16 protein-coding genes are annotated in these 15,931 nt (G+C 68.4%); 12 read left to right on the top strand and 4 right to left on the bottom strand.

Features of this window, described 5'->3' with window-relative positions; all coding sequences use genetic code 11:
• The first annotated feature begins 16 nt into the window (after positions 1-16).
• The 10 genes from ribD to tolA are packed head-to-tail and all read left to right on the top strand — an operon-like array spanning position 17 to position 7,768.
• Positions 17-1,120, top strand: a complete 1,104-nt coding sequence (gene ribD / locus ACSFA2_RS15985; protein WP_435456300.1) for a bifunctional diaminohydroxyphosphoribosylaminopyrimidine deaminase/5-amino-6-(5-phosphoribosylamino)uracil reductase RibD — start codon at positions 17-19, stop codon at positions 1,118-1,120.
• 49 nt (positions 1,121-1,169) lie between these two features.
• Entirely contained in the window at positions 1,170-1,823 is a 654-nt protein-coding gene (locus ACSFA2_RS15980) for a riboflavin synthase (protein WP_435456299.1), read from the top strand.
• Complete coding sequence (ribBA, locus tag ACSFA2_RS15975) at positions 1,820-2,974, top strand: bifunctional 3,4-dihydroxy-2-butanone-4-phosphate synthase/GTP cyclohydrolase II (RefSeq protein ID WP_435456298.1); 1,155 nt, start codon at positions 1,820-1,822, stop codon at positions 2,972-2,974. Before ACSFA2_RS15980 ends, ribBA begins: the two co-directional genes overlap by 4 nt.
• Before the next feature lie 4 nt (positions 2,975-2,978).
• Positions 2,979-3,443 (top strand): 6,7-dimethyl-8-ribityllumazine synthase, encoded by a 465-nt coding sequence (ribH, locus tag ACSFA2_RS15970; protein ID WP_435456297.1) that lies wholly within the window; start codon positions 2,979-2,981, stop codon positions 3,441-3,443.
• Positions 3,440-3,976 (top strand): transcription antitermination factor NusB, encoded by a 537-nt coding sequence (nusB, locus tag ACSFA2_RS15965; protein WP_435456296.1) that lies wholly within the window; start codon positions 3,440-3,442, stop codon positions 3,974-3,976. The genes ribH and nusB overlap by 4 nt, the downstream gene beginning before the upstream one ends.
• Positions 3,973-5,157: a pyridoxal phosphate-dependent aminotransferase gene (locus tag ACSFA2_RS15960; protein ID WP_435456295.1), complete on the top strand. Its 1,185-nt coding sequence runs from the start codon at positions 3,973-3,975 to the stop codon at positions 5,155-5,157. The genes nusB and ACSFA2_RS15960 overlap by 4 nt, the downstream gene beginning before the upstream one ends.
• Entirely contained in the window at positions 5,154-5,591 is a 438-nt protein-coding gene (ybgC, locus tag ACSFA2_RS15955; RefSeq protein ID WP_435456294.1) for a tol-pal system-associated acyl-CoA thioesterase, read from the top strand. The genes ACSFA2_RS15960 and ybgC overlap by 4 nt, the downstream gene beginning before the upstream one ends.
• Positions 5,588-6,298, top strand: coding sequence for a protein TolQ (tolQ, locus tag ACSFA2_RS15950; protein WP_435456293.1), 711 nt, complete (start codon positions 5,588-5,590; stop codon positions 6,296-6,298). Before ybgC ends, tolQ begins: the two co-directional genes overlap by 4 nt.
• A gap of 36 nt (positions 6,299-6,334) precedes the next feature.
• Positions 6,335-6,772, top strand: a complete 438-nt coding sequence (locus ACSFA2_RS15945; protein WP_435456292.1) for an ExbD/TolR family protein — start codon at positions 6,335-6,337, stop codon at positions 6,770-6,772.
• 3 nt (positions 6,773-6,775) lie between these two features.
• Positions 6,776-7,768 carry a cell envelope integrity protein TolA gene (tolA, locus tag ACSFA2_RS15940; RefSeq protein WP_435456291.1) on the top strand — a complete coding sequence of 331 codons (993 nt, stop codon included), beginning with the start codon at positions 6,776-6,778 and terminating at the stop codon, positions 7,766-7,768.
• Positions 7,769-7,792: 24 nt separating this feature from the next.
• Here tolA and ACSFA2_RS15935 read toward each other — a convergent pair whose 3' ends face one another.
• Positions 7,793-8,659: a cupin-like domain-containing protein gene (locus ACSFA2_RS15935; RefSeq protein WP_435456290.1), complete on the bottom strand. Its 867-nt coding sequence runs from the start codon at positions 8,657-8,659 to the stop codon at positions 7,793-7,795.
• A gap of 97 nt (positions 8,660-8,756) precedes the next feature.
• A complete protein-coding gene (dnaE, locus tag ACSFA2_RS15930) occupies positions 8,757-12,269 on the bottom strand; it encodes a DNA polymerase III subunit alpha (protein WP_435456289.1) in 3,513 nt (1,170 codons plus the stop codon).
• Positions 12,270-12,532: 263 nt separating this feature from the next.
• Here dnaE and ACSFA2_RS15925 point away from each other — a divergent pair, with 263 nt between their 5' ends.
• Positions 12,533-12,967, top strand: coding sequence for a hypothetical protein (locus tag ACSFA2_RS15925; protein ID WP_435456288.1), 435 nt, complete (start codon positions 12,533-12,535; stop codon positions 12,965-12,967).
• A 27-nt stretch (positions 12,968-12,994) separates the two neighbouring features.
• Here ACSFA2_RS15925 and ACSFA2_RS15920 read toward each other — a convergent pair whose 3' ends face one another.
• The gene (locus ACSFA2_RS15920; RefSeq protein ID WP_435456287.1) at positions 12,995-14,047 is read right to left on the bottom strand and encodes an Ldh family oxidoreductase; all 1,053 of its coding nucleotides are present in this window, start codon (positions 14,045-14,047) and stop codon (positions 12,995-12,997) included.
• A gap of 148 nt (positions 14,048-14,195) precedes the next feature.
• Between ACSFA2_RS15920 and ACSFA2_RS15915 the strand changes: the two genes are divergently transcribed.
• Entirely contained in the window at positions 14,196-14,981 is a 786-nt protein-coding gene (locus ACSFA2_RS15915; protein WP_435456286.1) for a sulfurtransferase, read from the top strand.
• A 10-nt stretch (positions 14,982-14,991) separates the two neighbouring features.
• Here ACSFA2_RS15915 and ACSFA2_RS15910 read toward each other — a convergent pair whose 3' ends face one another.
• On the bottom strand, positions 14,992-15,909 hold the full coding sequence (locus tag ACSFA2_RS15910; protein WP_435456285.1) for a pirin family protein: 918 nt from the start codon (positions 15,907-15,909) through the stop codon (positions 14,992-14,994).
• Between the last annotated feature and the right edge of the window lie 22 nt (positions 15,910-15,931).

The following is a 15,931-nucleotide window of genomic DNA, read 5'->3' as shown; positions in this document are numbered from 1 at the left end:
CGGTTATGCTCGTTCAATGATTGATCGGGCCCTGCAGGTCGCCGTCCAGGCTCAAAAGATAGCTTCTCCGAATCCTGCCGTCGGCTGCATCCTCACCGACGCCGCCGGCCACGTCCTCGGCACTGGCCACACGCAGCCCGTCGGTGGTCCGCACGCCGAAGTGATGGCATTGCGCGACGCCGCCGCACGCGGCCATTCGGTCGAAGGCGCGACCGCCTACGTCACGCTGGAACCCTGCGCGCACCACGGCCGCACCGGCCCGTGCTGCGACGCGCTGATCGCCGCCGGTATTCGACGGGTCGTGGCGTCGATCGCCGACCCGAATCCATTGGTGGCGGGCCAGGGTTTCGAGCGGTTGCGCGCTGCAGGCGTCGACGTCGAGGTCGGCCCCGGCGCCATCGAGTCACGCGAACTCAACATCGGCTTCTTCAGCCGCATGGTCCGCAAGACGCCGTGGGTCCGCCTGAAAACGGCGGCATCGCTCGATGGCAGGACGGCCCTGCCCAACGGCACCAGCCAGTGGATCACCGGCGAAGCCGCCCGCGCCGACGGCCACGCCTGGCGGGCGCGGGCCAGCGCGGTGCTGACCGGCGTCGGCACGCTGATCGAAGACAACCCGCGCCTCGATGTGCGCGGGCTCGAAACGCCCCGCCAACCGCACCTGGTGATCGTCGACAGCCGGCTGCAAACGCCACCCGACGCCCGGCTGTTCGACATTCCCGGCCGACAGGTCTGGATCTACGCCGCACGCCGCGACGAGGCCCTCGCCGCGGCGCTGGAAGCCAAAGGCGCCACAGTGACGACCCTGGCCAACGCCGACGGCAAGGTCGACCTGGCCGCCATGCTGCGCGACCTGGCCGTGCGGGAGGTCAACGAGTTGCACGTGGAGGCCGGCCACAAGCTCAACGGTTCGCTCATGCGCGAAGGCCTGGTCGACGAACTGCTGGTGTACCTGGCGCCCAAGTTCCTGGGCGACGGCTTCGGGATGGCGAGCCAGCCGTATGCCGGCGGACCGTTGACCGAGCTGGCCGGGGCCCTTGCCCTCGACTTCCGTTCGATCGACCGTTTCGGCCCCGATCTGCGCATCCTCGCGCGGGTGCAGGGACGCGATTCGTTCTGAGCTTCGGGCGTTCGGGGAGCCGTTCCGCGTTCTCTGCGAAAATGCGGGAATGTTCACCGGCATCATCACCGGCGTGGGGCGCATCGCCGCCGTACGCAACCTCGGAAGCTCCTCCTCCCACGGCAAGCGCCTCAGCATCGCCGCACCGCCGGGCTACCTCGACGATGTCGGCCTCGGCGACAGCATCGCCCTGAACGGCGCCTGCATGACGGTCACCTCGCTCGACCCGACGCAGCAGCAGTTCACCATCGACATCTCGGTCGAATCGCTCGACAAGACGGCGGGTCTCGCCGAGGAAAGCGCCTCGGTCAACCTCGAGAAGGCGCTGCGCGCGAACGACCGATTGGGCGGGCACATCGTCTCGGGCCACGTCGACGGCATCGGCCGTGTGACCCGCTTCGCACCCGTCGGCGAAAGCTGGGAACTGCGCATCCTGGCGCCGCAGGCGCTGGCGCGATTCCTGGCGTACAAGGGCTCGATCACCATCAACGGTGTGAGCCTGACGGTGAACACCGTGACCGACCACGCCGACGGCAGCGAGATCAGCATCAACCTCATCCCCCACACGGTGGAGAACACCTCGCTCGGCACCTTGAAGGAAGGCAGCGCGGTGAACCTCGAGATCGACACCGTGGCGCGCTACGTGGAGCGCATGCTCCAGGCCGGCGCCCTCCCCGTTCCGCAGAAAGACAGCACACCATGAACGCTTCCGTCACGCCCATCGCGGGCCCCCGCAACGGACGCACGCCAGCGCCCATCTCGCCCGTGAGCGAGATCGTGGCCGAGCTCGCCGCCGGCCGCATGGTCATCCTGGTGGACGAGGAAGACCGCGAAAACGAAGGCGACATCGTCATCGCGGCCGACCACATCACGGCCGAGTCGATCAACTTCATGGCACGGCACGCCCGCGGCCTGATCTGCCTGACCCTGTCGCGCGAGATGTGCGAGCGGCTGAACCTGCCGCCGATGGTGGCGCGCAACGGCGCCAAGCATTCGACCGCCTTCACGGTATCGATCGAAGCCGCCGAAGGCGTGACGACCGGCATTTCCGCCGCCGACCGCGCCCGCACCGTGCAGGCGGCCGTCGCCAGCGACGCCGTGGCGGCCGACCTGGTGCAGCCAGGCCACATCTTCCCGCTGCAGGCGGTCGACGGCGGCGTGCTGATGCGCGCCGGCCACACCGAAGCCGGCTGCGACCTGGCCGCCATGGCCGGCTGCTCGCCCGCCTCGGTGATCTGCGAGGTGATGAACGAGGACGGCACGATGGCGCGCCTGCCCGACCTGCAGATCTTCGCTGCCGAACATGGCCTGAAGATCGGCACCATCGCCGCCCTGATCGAGCACCGCAGCCGCACCGAAACGCTGGTGCAGAAGGTCGGCTGCCGCGAGATCCAGACGGCTTGGGGCGGCTTCACCGCTTACGCTTTCCAGGACAAGCCCAGCAACGGCGTACACCTGGCGCTGGTGCGCGGCAGCTGGGGCGCCGAAGAGACAGTCGCCGTGCGCGTGCATGAGCCGCTGTCGGTGCTCGATGCGCTCGAGGTCAACCGCTCGCTCCATTCCTGGAGCCTGGACGCCAGCCTCGCGTATATCGCGTCACAGAACAAGGGCGTCGCGGTGCTGCTGAACTGCGGCGAAACCGGCGAAGACCTGCTGGCCCAGTTCGACGGCACCGCGCGCCCCGCGCAGGCGCCCGAGCGCGGCCGCATGGACCTGCGCAGCTACGGCGTGGGCGCGCAGATCCTGCGCGCATGCGGCGTGCACAAGATGCAATTGCTGGGCACGCCACGCCGCATGCCCAGCATGGCGGCCGGCTACGGCATCGAGATCACCGGCTACATCCACAAGGACTGACATCGTGCTTCATGCAAACAAGGGCGCCGACGCGCCACTCGACGGCAAGGGCCTGCGCATCGGCGTCGTCCAAGCGCGTTTCAACGCCGACATCACCGACGCGCTGGCCTCGGCCTGCCTGGCCGAGCTCGCGGCCCTGGGCGTGGCCGAGGGCGACGTCGACCATGTCCAGGTGCCGGGGGCCCTCGAAGTGCCCATCGTGCTGCAGGCGATGGCGCGGCGCGGCGGCTACCACGCGCTCGTCGCGCTCGGCTGCATCATCCGCGGCGAGACCTACCACTTCGAGCTCGTCGCCAACGAATCCGGCGCGAGCGTCAGCCGCGTCGCGCTCGACGCGCACCTGCCGATCGCCAACGCGATCCTCACCACCGACAACCTCGAACAGGCCGTTGCGCGGCAGACCGACAAGGGTCGCGACGCGGCCCGGGTCGCCGTCGAAATGGCGCGCCTCCTGGCAACGCTCAAATGACCGATACCCCCCCCAAAGAACCCAGCGCCAAGCCGCGCCAGACCCGCACCGGCCTGACCGCCACCGGCGCCCGCAAAGCCGCGGCGAAGTCCAACCGCAGCCGCTCGCGCGAGTTCGCCCTGCAGGCGCTCTACCAGCACCTGGTGGGCCGCAACGACCCGACCGACATCGACCACTTCACGCGCGACCTGGCCGGCTTCCACAAGGCCGACGCCGCGCACTACGACGCCCTGCTGCACGGCTCGATCCGTGAAGAGACCGAACTCGACGCGATGATCGTGCCGCTGCTCGACCGCAAGCTCGCCGAGATATCGCCGGTCGAACATGCCGTGATGTGGATCGGCGTCTACGAGTTCAAGCATTGCCTCGACGTGCCATGGCGCGTGGTGCTCAACGAATGCATCGAGCTCGCCAAGGAATTCGGCGGCACCGACGGCCACAAGTACGTCAACGCCGTGCTCAACGGCCTGGCACCGCAGCTGCGCAGCCTGGAGGTCGAAGCAGACCGCGCGTCGGGGAAGGCGCGCGCATGAGGATCTCTTCGCGCGCCGAAAAGATCGAACCCTTCTATGTGATGGAGGTCGCCAAGGCGGCCGGCGCCCTGGCGCGCGAAGTGGCGGCCACCGACCGCCCGATGATCTTCCTGAACATCGGCGAGCCGGACTTCACCGCGCCGCCGCTGGTGCAGGAAGCGGCTGTGCGTGCCGTGCGCGCCGGCGCGACGCAATACACGCAGGCCACCGGGCTCGACCTCCTGCGCGAACGCATCAGCGACTGGTACCGCCAGCGCTTCAACGTCGAGGTGCCGGCACGCCGCATCGTGATCACGGCGGGGGCCTCGGCTGCCCTGCAGCTGGCCTGCCTGGCGCTGATCGAAGCCGGCGACGAGATCCTGCTGCCCGACCCCAGCTACCCCTGCAACCGGCATTTCGTGACCGCTGCCGAGGGCACCGCCGTCCTCGTGCCGACCACCGCTGCCGAGCGCTTCCAGCTGAGCGCCGACAAGGTCGAGGCCGCCTGGACCGACAAGACGCGCGGCGTGCTGTTGGCGTCGCCATCGAACCCCACCGGCACCTCGATCGCGCCCGACGAGCTGCGCCGCATCCATGAGGTGGTGTCCAGGCGCGGCGGCATCACGCTGATCGACGAGATCTACCTTGGTCTCTCGCACGACGACCGCTTCGGCCAGACCGCGCTCGCCATTGACGACCAGGTCATCAGCATCAACAGCTTCAGCAAGTACTTCAACATGACCGGCTGGCGCCTGGGCTGGCTGGTGGTGCCTGACGCGCTCGTGCCGGCGGTCGAGCGGCTCGCACAGAACCTGTTCATCTGCGCCAGCACGGTCGCGCAGTACGCGGCGCTCGCCTGCTTCGAGGCCGAGAGCATCGCCGAGTACGAACGCCGCCGTGCCGAGTTCAAGGCCCGGCGCGACTGGTTCATCCCGCAACTCAATGCCCTGGGCCTGACGGTGCCCGTGGTGCCCGACGGCGCCTTCTACGCCTGGGCCGACTGCTCGGCCTTCGCGCGCCGGCTCGGCATCGAGGGCAGCTGGGACTTCGCCTTCGAGGTGATGAAGCGCGCGCACGTGGCCGTCACGCCGGGCCGCGACTTCGGCACGGCCGAGACCGCGCGCTTCGTCCGCTTCTCGACCGCCAGCTCGATGGCGCACCTCGAGGAAGCGATCGCGCGGCTCAAGACGCTGGCCGGATGAGTTTCCAGTTCCCGATCCGCATCTACTGGGAAGACACGGATGCCGGCGGCATCGTGTTCTACGCCAACTACCTGAAGTTCATGGAACGCGCGCGCACCGAATGGCTGCGCTCCCTGGGCATCGGGCAACACGCGCTGCGCGAACGCAGCGGCGGCATGTTCGTCGTGAGCGAGACGCAGCTCAAGTACCACCGGCCCGCGCGCCTCGACGACGAACTGCTTGTTACGGCCGATCTGCGTCAGATCGGCGCCGCGTCGGCCACAATCGCCCAGCGCGTGCTCTCCAAGAACGAGCCGACCCTGCTGCTGTGCGAAGGCACGATCCGCATCGGCTGGGTCGACGCCGCCACCATGCGGCCGTCGCGCATTCCTGCCGATGTCGCGGGAACCCTCGAGCGCGAATGCAGCTCCATCTCCCAACCGTTGAAGCCATGAACAACCAAGACCTCTCGATCATCAACCTCCTGCTGCACGCCAGCTTCGTCGTGCAACTGGTCGTGGCGCTGCTGATCGGCATCTCGATCGCGAGCTGGGCCGCCATCATCCGCAAGTACTTCGCGCTCAAGCGCATGCGCACGCTCAACGACGACTTCGAGCGCGAGTTCTGGTCGGGCACCAGCCTGAACGAACTGTTCTCGTCGGCCGCGCAGAACGCCAAGTTCGCCGGCCCGATGGAACGCATCTTCGCCTCCGGCATGCGCGAGTACCAGAAGCTGCGCGAACGCCACATCTCCGATGCGCCCACCCTGCTCGACGGCGCCCGCCGCGCGATGCGCGCCAGCTTCCAGCGCGAGATGGATGTGGCCGAATCCAACCTGTCCTTCCTGGCGACCGTTGGCTCGGTGTCGCCGTACGTCGGCCTGTTCGGCACGGTCTGGGGGATCATGCATGCCTTCACCGGCCTGGCCGCGCTCGCCCAGGTGACGCTCGCCACCGTGGCCCCCGGCATCGCCGAGGCGCTGGTCGCCACCGCCATCGGCCTGTTCTCGGCCATTCCCGCGGTCGTGAGCTACAACCGCTTCGCCCGCGAGATCGACAAGATCGCCATCGCGCTGGAGACCTTCACCGAAGAGTTCTCCAACATCCTGCAGCGCAACCTGTCGACGCATGTTTCGTCGCAGGGCTCGGCCACCGGTCGCTGAGCGAACGCCCGCACGCACGCACAAGGACCCGACCCGATGGCATCCGTTTCCTCCCGCGGCCGCGGCCGCCGCACGATCAACGAGATCAACATGGTCCCGTTCATCGACGTGATGCTGGTGCTGCTGATCATCTTCATGGTCACCGCGCCCCTCATCACGCCGAGCGTGATCAACCTGCCCAGCGTCGACCGTGCCAACAAGCAGCCCGACAAGCCGATCGAGATCGTCATCAAGACCGACGACGAGATCCAGGTCAAGAAGGACCCCTCGACCGGCACCGGCGGCACCAACGTGCCCTTCACCCAGATCGGTTCTGCCGTGAAGACCGCGCAGGGCGGTGACGCCCAGCGCCCCGTGGTCATCAGCGCCGACAAGTCGGTCAAGTACGAGACGGTCGTGAAGGCCATGAACGAGCTCAAGCGCGCCGGCGTCGAGCGCGTCGGCCTCTCGGTGACGACGACGGGCGCGAAGTAAGGCATGTCGCTCGCAGCAGATCGCCCCGAGTTCGCTCCCCCACCGACACGCGGCACGCCGCGTGCCGTTGCGCTCGCGCTTGTCGCGCACGTGGTGCTGATCGCTGCGCTGACCTGGGGCGTGCACTGGAAGCGCGATCCGGAAAGCGATGCGGTCGAAGCCGAGATCTGGTCGACCACCGTGCAGCAGGCCGCGCCGCGCCTCTCCCAGCCCCCGGCGCCGACCCCGGCCCCGGCGCCCGCGCCCACCCCGGCACCTCCCCCACCGCCGCCTCCGCCCCCACCGGCCCCGCAGGTGCGCGCGCCCGAACCGCCGCCGCCACGCGAGCCCGACATCGCGCTCGAGCGCGAGAAGAAGCTCAAGGAGCAGAAGGAACGCGAGCGCGAACTGGAACAGGCCAAGCAGCAGCAGGCGAAGGCCGAGGCCGCCCGCAAGGCGGCCCAGGAGAAGAAGGAACTCGAGGCCAAGCGCCGCGCCGAGGAAGAGGCCGAGGATCGCCAGGAGGCCAAGGAAAAGGCCCAGCTCGACGCGCGCAAGAAGAAGGAAGCCGAAGCCAAGCAGCAGCAGCAGCAGCAGCAGGCCGAAGCCGCCAAGAAGAAGGAAGCGGATGCCAAGCAGGCGGCCGCCGACCGTGCCGCCACCCTCAAGCGCATGCAGGGCCTGGCCGGCGCCAGCGGCAACGAGAGCGCCACGGGCACTGCGCTCAAGTCCTCCGGCCCGTCGGGCAGCTATGGCGGCAAGGTGGCCGCTGCCGTCCGGCCGAACGTGGTGTTCCCCGATGCCGACCTGGTCAGCGGCAATCCGGGGGCGGAATTCGAAGTGCGCCTGGCACCCGACGGCACCATCGTCGGCACACCGCGGCTGGTCCAGTCGAGCGGCCTGCCTGCCTGGGACCAGGCCGCCCTGCGCGCCCTGCAGAAAACCGAGCGGTTGCCGCGCGACGTCGACGGCCGCGTTCCGCCGATACTCATCGTGGAACTCAAGCCCAAACGCTGAGCCGGCCTGCAGCGCCCGTGCAGGTCAGCGGCGGGCGCTTTTCACCTTGGCCACCGCATCCCAGATCTGCGCCTTGGCGCTGTCGCGCAGCGGGCTGCGGCCGACCGGCGAGGGCGCGATGCCGAAGCGGCCCAGCACCCGGCGCGACGCATGGTTGAAGCTCAGCGCGCGGCGCCAGGCCATGCTCTGCGCGGTATTGAAGATGATCGACATCGAGATCGACACATCGTCCCCGCCATTGCGCACATGGTGGCCGGCGACGAAGGGGATATGGATCGCCTCGCCCGGGGCGAACTGGTACTTGGTGCCCAGCGCATCGGCCTCGGGCGACCATGACAGGCGGGAATTTGCATAGGCCACATAGGCCTCGCGGCTGACCGACGGCACCACGCGCTCGTCCCACTGCGGGAACACCGTGACTTCCTTGCTGCCGCGGAACTGCATCAGAAAGGTCGAGTAGCGATCGATGTGGAAGGGCGTGACGGCGTTGGGCGACGCGATGAACAGGTAGAGCTGGGGGTCGATCGCCTCGGTGCCCACGCCGCGGCGGCGCATCAGGGTCTGCACATCGGCGAGCAGTTCCCGGTGCAGCGGCGCGAACGACGGGTCGATCTCCGGCCCCTGCACCATCACATAGCCGTCGCTCACGCGGATGCTCTCGATGGTTTGCTCGACCGTGCGGTCGGCCGGGCGCTGCTTGAAGGTCGCTTCGAAGTCATCGCCCTTCTGCAGAAGCGCCTTGGAGTACATGACGCGTTCCTTGGGAAGCGACGGAATCACCCGCTGCAGGTTGTCCAGGCTCAGTGCCGGATGCCCCATGAGCTTGTGCTTGAACTTGAAGGCCTCCCGGTCCAGCTGGTCGAGCACGGGGCTGTCTTCGAAACACTGCATGGACGTCCTCTCGCGGCAGCGGCTGCCCTGTTACAACGGGCGACGAATGTAATACTTTTTATTGAGCCGCACAAGGCCGCAGGCCTGTCGACAGCCCTCAGTCGTAGATGACGGCCGCCTTCCCGGCCTCGGCCTGCGCGGTCCAGCTGGCCAGCGCCGCGTCCGTGGGGAAAAACTTGGCGCTGTCGCCCAGCTGCAGCTCCACCTGCGCGCCGTTGCGCGCCAGCGAAAGGCGCACGGGCAGCCCGTTGCGCAACTCGCCCGCCTCGCTCACCTCCACGCGCGGCGGGAAGTCCTTCACCAGCCGGGCGATGTCCGGCGCCTTGCCGTTGACCGCCACCCGCAGGAACTTGCCGAAGCGGCAGCGCGCCGCGGCCAGGTCCCAGACCTGCTGCACCTGAAAGCGCGCCTCGAAGCCGCCGCGGCCGGGCTGCAGCCGCCCGCTGACGATGACGAGTTCGTCGTCCTTGAGCGTGTTGCGGTTGGCGTCCAGCACGGCCTGGTCGGCCGTCGCCTCGATCGAATCCGACTTGTCGTCGAGCTTGAAGATCGCCAGCCGGCCGCGCTGCCCGTTGATGACGCGCAGGTCGCTCACGATGCCGGCGATCACCTGCTGCTCCCGCCCATCGAGCAGCTCGTCGATCGGCCGCTTGCAGAAGCGCCGCACCTCGCGCGCCACCTCGTCGAACAGGTGGCCTGACAGGTAGAAGCCGACGGCGGTCTTCTCGTAGGTCAGCCGCTCCTTCACGCCCCAGGGCGTGGCCTCGACCAGGTCGGGCTCCTGCGCGGCAGACCCGTGCTCGCAGTCGCCGAAGATGTCGACCTGGGCGGCGTTGGCATCGGTCGCTGCGGCGAAGTCGAAGGCACGGTCGATCGACGCGACCAGCGATGCGCGGTTCTGCTGGATGGCGTCGAAGGCGCCGGCCTTGATCAGCGCCTCGACCGTGCGCTTGTTGATGCGCTGGCGGTCGATGCGCACGCAGAAGTTGAACAGGCTGGTGAAGGGACCACCCTCTTCCCGCGCCTTGACGATGGCCTCCACCGCCAGTTGCCCGGTGCCCTTGACCGCGCCCAGCCCATAGCGGATCACCTTGTCGGTGACCGGCTCGAAGCGGTAGCGGCCACGGTTCACGTCCGGCGGCTCGAAGGTCATGCCGAAGTTCTTGACCGCGTCCTCGAACAGCACCTTCAGCTTGTCGGTGTCGTCCATTTCCACGGTCATGTTCGCGCAGTAGAACTCCGCCGTGTAATGGACTTTCAACCAGCCCGTGTGGTACGCCAGCAGCGAGTAGGCGGCGGCGTGCGACTTGTTGAAGCCGTAGCCCGCGAACTTCTCCATCAGGTCGAAGATCTCGTCGGCCTTCGTCTGGACGATGCCGTGGGTCGCAAGCGCACCGGCGCGGAACTTCTCGCGGTGCTCGGCCATTTCCTCGGCCTTCTTCTTGCCCATCGCGCGGCGCAGCAGGTCGGCGCCGCCCAGGCTGTAGCCGCCCAGGATCTGCGCGGTCTGCATCACCTGTTCCTGGTAGACCATGATCCCGTAGGTCTCGGACAGCATCTCGGCCACGGCCGGGTGCGGGTACTCCACCTCTTCGCGGCCGTGCTTGCGCGCCACGAAGCTGGGGATCAGGTCCATCGGGCCGGGACGGTACAACGCGTTCAGCGCGATCAAGTCTTCCAGGCGCGTGGGCCGCGCGTCCTTCAGCATGCCCTGCATGCCGCGCGATTCGAACTGGAACACGGCCTCGGTCTTGCCGTCGGAGAACAGCCGGTAGGTCGGCACGTCGTCGAGCTTGATGTTCTCGAAGGCGAAGTCTTCCTGGCCCTTGTGGCGCTTGGCGATGAACTCGCGCGCGATCTCCAGGATGGTCAGCGTGGCCAGGCCCAGGAAGTCGAACTTCACCAGGCCCACGGCCTCCACGTCGTCCTTGTCGTACTGGCTCACGGCCGAGTCGCTGCCCGGCTGCTGGTAGAGCGGCGTGAAGTCGGTGAGCTTGCCCGGGGCAATGAGCACGCCGCCCGCGTGCATGCCGATGTTGCGGGTCATGCCTTCGAGCTTCTGCGCGAGCTCGACCAGCATGCGCACTTCCTCTTCCTTCTCGATGCGCGCGGCCAGCAGCGGTTCGGCGGCGATCGCGTACTTCTCCTTGTCGGCTTCCGACAGGTTGGCCGGCGGGTACTGGATGGTCACCGGCTTGCCCGGCTTGTTCGGGATCAGCTTGCTGATGCCGTCGCAGAACATGTAGCTCATGTCCAGCACACGCCCCACGTCACGGATGGCGGCGCGCGCGGCCATGGTGCCAAAGGTGGCGATCTGGCTGACGGCGTCGCGGCCGTACTTGTCCTTCACGTAGTCGATCACGCGGTCGCGATTGCCCTGGCAGAAGTCGATGTCGAAGTCGGGCATCGACACGCGTTCGGGGTTCAGGAAACGTTCGAACAGCAGGTTGTATTCGAGCGGGTCGAGGTCGGTGATCTTCAGCGCATAGGCCACCAGCGAGCCGGCGCCCGAGCCCCGGCCCGGGCCGACCGGACAGCCGTTGCCCTTGGCCCACTTGATGAAGTCGCCCACGATCAGGAAGTAGCCGGGGAAGCCCATCTTCAGGATCGTGTTGATCTCGAATTCGAGCCGCTCGACATAGCGGGGCCGCTCGGCGTCGCGCTTGGCGACATCCGGATAAAGATGCGCCAGACGCACCTCGAGGCCTTCGTACGATTCGACGCGGAAGAACGCGTCGATCGGCATGCGCACGCCGTCGACCAGCGGCGTCGGAAAGTCCGGCAGCTGCGGCTTGCCAAGCACCAGCGTCAGGTTGCAGCGCTTGGCGATCTCGACCGTGTTGGCGATGGCGCTCGGCACGTCGGCGAAGAGTGCCTCCATCTCGGCAGCCGACTTGAAGTACTGATCGCGCGTGAACTTGCGCACACGCCGCGGGTTGCCCAGGATCTCGCCCTCGGAAATGCAGACGCGTGCCTCGTGCGCCTCGTAGTCCTCGGCGGTGGCGAACTGCACCGGGTGGGTGGCCACCACCGGCAGCTTGAGCCGGGCCGCCAGTTGCACTGCGGCGATCACGTGCGGCTCGTCTTCCGGCCGGCCGGCGCGCTGCAGCTCGATATAGAAGCGGTGCGGAAACAGGCCGGCCAGCTGCAGCGCCACCTCGGCCGCGCGCTCGGCCTGGCCCTGCAGCAGCGCAGCGCCCAGCGGGCCGGCCTGCGCACCCGACAGCGCGATCAGCCCGCCGTTGAGTTCCTGCAGCCACGCCAGCTTGCAGGCCGGCTGCGCCTGCCCACGGCTGACGTTCTGCGTCCAGGCGCGTGCCAGCAACTCCGACAGGTGCAGATAGCCCTCGGTGTTCTGCACCAGCAGGATGATGCGAGTGAGCACGCCGGGCTCGCCGAGCCCGTCGACAAAGACTTCTGTGCCCAGCACCGGCTTGACGCCGGCACCGCGCGCTTCCTTGTAGAACTTGACGCCGCCGAACAGATTGTTCAGGTCGGTGATGGCCAGCGCGGGCTGGCGGTCGGCCTTGGCGGCCGCGACGACTTCGTCGATGCGGTTGGTGCCGTCGACGACGGAGAATTCGGTGTGGAGACGCAGATGCACGAACATCGGGTCATTGTAGGAAGCCGGCCGCCCCAGCGGCGTGCGCCGGCCTGTGTTAGGGCCGTGCTGTGATTGCCCTTGCCGAGCGCGGCGTCGCCATTTCGCATCGGTCGAAAGCGATACCCCCGGGGGGCGTGAACTTATGCCGAAGGAGGGCCGCACGCCCGAGCAAAGCCATCCAGAATCAACGGCACGCCGAGGCATTTTCTCGGCGCTGCGATGCGATGGGCGCTGCGAGTCGGCGCCGTTCAACCCACCAGGAACAGGCGATGCTCGTACGGTGCTATTGGCTGCTGCGAACCTTCGCACTCCACGTCGGTGGCGCCCTGGCGGTGTGCATCGCGATGCACACGCTCCTGCGCACCGCAGACGACACCTCCGCACCGGTGCTGGGGCTCGAGTTGCTCGGCATCGGCTGCACCGCCGTGCTGGCTTTCGTCTATGGGTTGTTCTGCGCGCACGGCGATCCGAAGTCCGTCGCGTTCCTGCTGATGCGGGAGAACACCGCCGAATGCGCCGCCATCGTCTGGGCCCTCTTCGGCGGGCTGACGGTCTGGGCCGCGCTCTACGACCCGATGGCACTGCCGCTCACTGCGGCAGCGGCGCTGGTCGCGCTCGGCTGGTGGCGTCTCGCACGCAAGACGCACGGCCTGGTCGACCACGCGGTCAGAACCGGTTTCGCCGTCCCGACCGAAGGCTACTGAAAGCACGCGCTCCCGGCGTGGCGCCGATCAGCGCGCGCCGTCGATGCCCAACCGGGCCGCCAGATCCGCCAGCGCCTTCCAGCTCCCCTCGCCCAGCTCGATGTGCGTGGCATGCCGCTCGCGGTTGCGCGCCTCGTACTCGCCCGGGTACTGCACGCCCTCGCCGCCGGGCTGCGGCGGACACGACAGCAGGTAGTCGATGAAGGCGCCGGCCTCGTGCGTCTGCCAGGCCGGCGCGCCGGCCGACGCGGGATCGAATACCAGCGCGAACAGGTTGTTGGTGGCCAGGCCGGCGCGCGGGTTCTCGGGCTGGATCGTGCCGCCGCCCGACAGCACGCCGGCCAGCAGTTCGGCCACCACCCCCAGCGCATAGCCCTTGTGCGCGCCGAAGGGCAACAGCGCCCCGGGCGGCTTGGCGAACATCACTGCGGGGTCGCAGGTCGGCTGCCCCTGCGCGTCGATCAGCGCGCCCGCCGGCGCCGACTCGCCGGCGTCGGCCAGCACGCGCGCCTTGTTGAACGCGATGGCGCTGGTCGCCATGTCGACGATCAGCGGCGGCCGTCCGTCCGGCAGCGGGCTGGCGAAGCACAGCGGGTTGGTCGTGAGCCGGGCCTCGGCACCGCCGAAAGGCGCGACCATCGGCGGTCGATTGGTCACGTTGGTGAAGGCGGCCAGCACCATGCCGGCAGCGGCCACCTGCTCGCCGTAATGACCCATGCGACCCAGGTGGTGGCTGTCGCGCAGCGTGACGATGCAATGCCCGTGACGGCGCGCCGCATCGATGGCGGACGCCATCACCTGCTTTCCCACGTGCTGGCCGAAGCCGTGGTGGCCGTGCCAGGCCTGGAAGGCGCCGCGGTCAGCCAGCAGTTCGGGCCGGGCCGCGCCGTCGAGTTGGCCGTCGGCCAGCGCCTTGGCATAACCCGGCAGGATGGAAATGCCGTGGCTCGCGTAGCCCACGCGGTCGGACTCGATCAGATGCTCGGCCACATCGCGCGCGATGTCGTCGGGCACCTTTTGCTTGCACAGGAGCTGTTCGACAAGGCGAAGGGCGTCGGGGATGGCCAGGCGGATGCTCATTCGGGGGTTCCGTGAGGAAAGAGGCGGAGGCCGTGGGATGGTCGTGCTGCATGCTAGGCCGATCGATCGCGCCGTGCCTTGCGCCGCATCAAACCGAAGGTCATTGCCGCCGCGGCCGGCCGGCGCGCGCACTTTTACAATTGCGCCCGTGCTTCCCATCCTCAACATCGCCGCCTATCTCTTCAGCGCCATCGAAGACCCCGCCACCCTGCGCCTCACGCTGCTCGACAGCGCCCGGGCGCGCCAGCTCATGGGCACCATCCTCGTGGCGCCCGAAGGCATCAACCTCTTTCTCGCGGGCGCACCGGACGAGGTTCGCGGCTTTGTCGCAGAACTGCGCGCCGACCCGCGCTTCGCCACGCTCGACACCAAGGAAAGCTGGTCGGCCTCGCAGCCCTTCCGCCGGATGCTGGTGAAGGTCAAGCGCGAGATCATCCGCATGGACCATCCGGCGATCCAGCCGGCGGCCGGCCGCGCACCGGGGGTCGAGGCCACCACGCTCAAGCGCTGGCTTGACCAGGGCCACGACGACGCAGGCCAGCCGATCGCCCTGCTCGACACGCGCAACGCCTTCGAGGTCGACCATGGCACCTTCGAAGGCGCCATCGACTGGCGCATCTCGAAGTTCACCGAATTCCCGCCCGCCCTGCTGGCGCACAAGAACGAGCTGGCCGGCAAGACGGTGGTGAGCTTCTGCACCGGCGGCATCCGCTGCGAGAAGGCGGCGATCCTGATGCGCGAGGCTGGTGTGGAGAACGTGCTGCAGCTCGAAGGCGGCATCCTCAAGTACTTCGAGGACGTCGGCGGCGCGCACTACCGCGGCGACTGCTTCGTGTTCGACGGCCGCCGCACGCTGGCGCCCGACCTGAGCGCGACCGGCAACGCCGCCAGCGCCCGCGCCGCCGAAGACCCGGACCTGGCCCGCAAGGCCTGAGCGCGCCGGCTCAGACCGGCGTGGTGCCCGCGTCCGGCGTCGGGCTCTGCACCTTGAAGGGGTGGCCCGGCAGCGGGATGAATTCAGTCTCGCCAGGCACCTGGCCCATGCGCTGCGCGGCCCAATCGTCGCCGGCCTGCAGGATGCGTTCGCGCCGGCTCGAGACGAAGTTCCAGGTGATGAAGCGCGGCCCGTCGAGCGGCGCACCGCCGATCACCACCAGCCGCACGGCTTGCGCGGCCGTTAGCGTGGCGCCCTGCCCGTCCGGCAGCGCCACCATGGTGTGGACGTCGATCGGCGTGCCGTCGATGGCGAGGCTGCCGTCCACGGCATAGACCGCGAGTTCGGCTGCCAGCGCTGGCAGCACGAAGGTCGATCCAGCCTGCAAGGCGATATCGAGATAGACCGTGGGGGCGAAGGTCTTGACTGGAGAGACCGTGCCGAAGGCTTCGCCGATCAGCACGCGCACCTCTGCGCCCTGTTCGTCGCGCTCGGGGATGTCGCTCGACGCCGTGTGCGCGAAGCTGGGCTCGACCTCCTCGAAGGCCTGCGGCAGTGCCGCCCACAGTTGCAGACCGTGGTTGACGTACTCGGCGCCCATGAGGCGCTCGGGCTTGCGCTCGGAATGCACGATGCCGCGCCCGGCGGTCATCCAGTTGATGGCGCCCGGCAGGATCTCCTGCACGCTGCCGAGGCTGTCGCGATGCATCATCGCGCCCTCGAACAGATAGGTGACCGTGGCCAGGCCGATGTGCGGATGCGGCCGCACGTCGTGCGCGTTGCCGGGTGTCTCCGTGGCCGGGCCGAAGTGATCGAAGAACACGAAGGGCCCCACCGAACGTCGCTTCGCGGCCGGCAGCAAGCGCCGGACCTTGAAGCCACCACCGAGGTCCTTGTCGTTGGGCTGGAGGACGAGCAGTTCGTTCATCGTGGGGCGGCGCGGCTCCGGG

Source organism: Variovorax cryoconiti (genome assembly GCF_051216395.1).
Taxonomy (GTDB): domain Bacteria; phylum Pseudomonadota; class Gammaproteobacteria; order Burkholderiales; family Burkholderiaceae_C; genus Variovorax.
Note: the sequence above shows the minus strand (reverse complement) of the source record. Positions and strands in the feature narration are given on the sequence as shown.

Excerpts from the sequence above, each read along its gene's own strand:
- ribD (WP_435456300.1), top strand. The coding sequence starts at position 17 with ATGATTGATCGGGCCCTGCAGGTCGCCGTCCAGGCTCAAAAGATAGCT.
- ACSFA2_RS15980 (WP_435456299.1), top strand. The coding sequence starts at position 1,170 with ATGTTCACCGGCATCATCACCGGCGTGGGGCGCATCGCCGCCGTACGC.
- ribBA (WP_435456298.1), top strand. The coding sequence starts at position 1,820 with ATGAACGCTTCCGTCACGCCCATCGCGGGCCCCCGCAACGGACGCACG.
- nusB (WP_435456296.1), top strand. The coding sequence starts at position 3,440 with ATGACCGATACCCCCCCCAAAGAACCCAGCGCCAAGCCGCGCCAGACC.
- ACSFA2_RS15960 (WP_435456295.1), top strand. The coding sequence starts at position 3,973 with ATGAGGATCTCTTCGCGCGCCGAAAAGATCGAACCCTTCTATGTGATG.
- ybgC (WP_435456294.1), top strand. The coding sequence starts at position 5,154 with ATGAGTTTCCAGTTCCCGATCCGCATCTACTGGGAAGACACGGATGCC.
- tolQ (WP_435456293.1), top strand. The coding sequence starts at position 5,588 with ATGAACAACCAAGACCTCTCGATCATCAACCTCCTGCTGCACGCCAGC.
- ACSFA2_RS15945 (WP_435456292.1), top strand. The coding sequence starts at position 6,335 with ATGGCATCCGTTTCCTCCCGCGGCCGCGGCCGCCGCACGATCAACGAG.
- tolA (WP_435456291.1), top strand. The coding sequence starts at position 6,776 with ATGTCGCTCGCAGCAGATCGCCCCGAGTTCGCTCCCCCACCGACACGC.
- ACSFA2_RS15935 (WP_435456290.1), bottom strand. The coding sequence starts at position 8,659 with ATGCAGTGTTTCGAAGACAGCCCCGTGCTCGACCAGCTGGACCGGGAG.
- dnaE (WP_435456289.1), bottom strand. The coding sequence starts at position 12,269 with ATGTTCGTGCATCTGCGTCTCCACACCGAATTCTCCGTCGTCGACGGC.
- ACSFA2_RS15925 (WP_435456288.1), top strand. The coding sequence starts at position 12,533 with ATGCTCGTACGGTGCTATTGGCTGCTGCGAACCTTCGCACTCCACGTC.
- ACSFA2_RS15920 (WP_435456287.1), bottom strand. The coding sequence starts at position 14,047 with ATGAGCATCCGCCTGGCCATCCCCGACGCCCTTCGCCTTGTCGAACAG.
- ACSFA2_RS15910 (WP_435456285.1), bottom strand. The coding sequence starts at position 15,909 with ATGAACGAACTGCTCGTCCTCCAGCCCAACGACAAGGACCTCGGTGGT.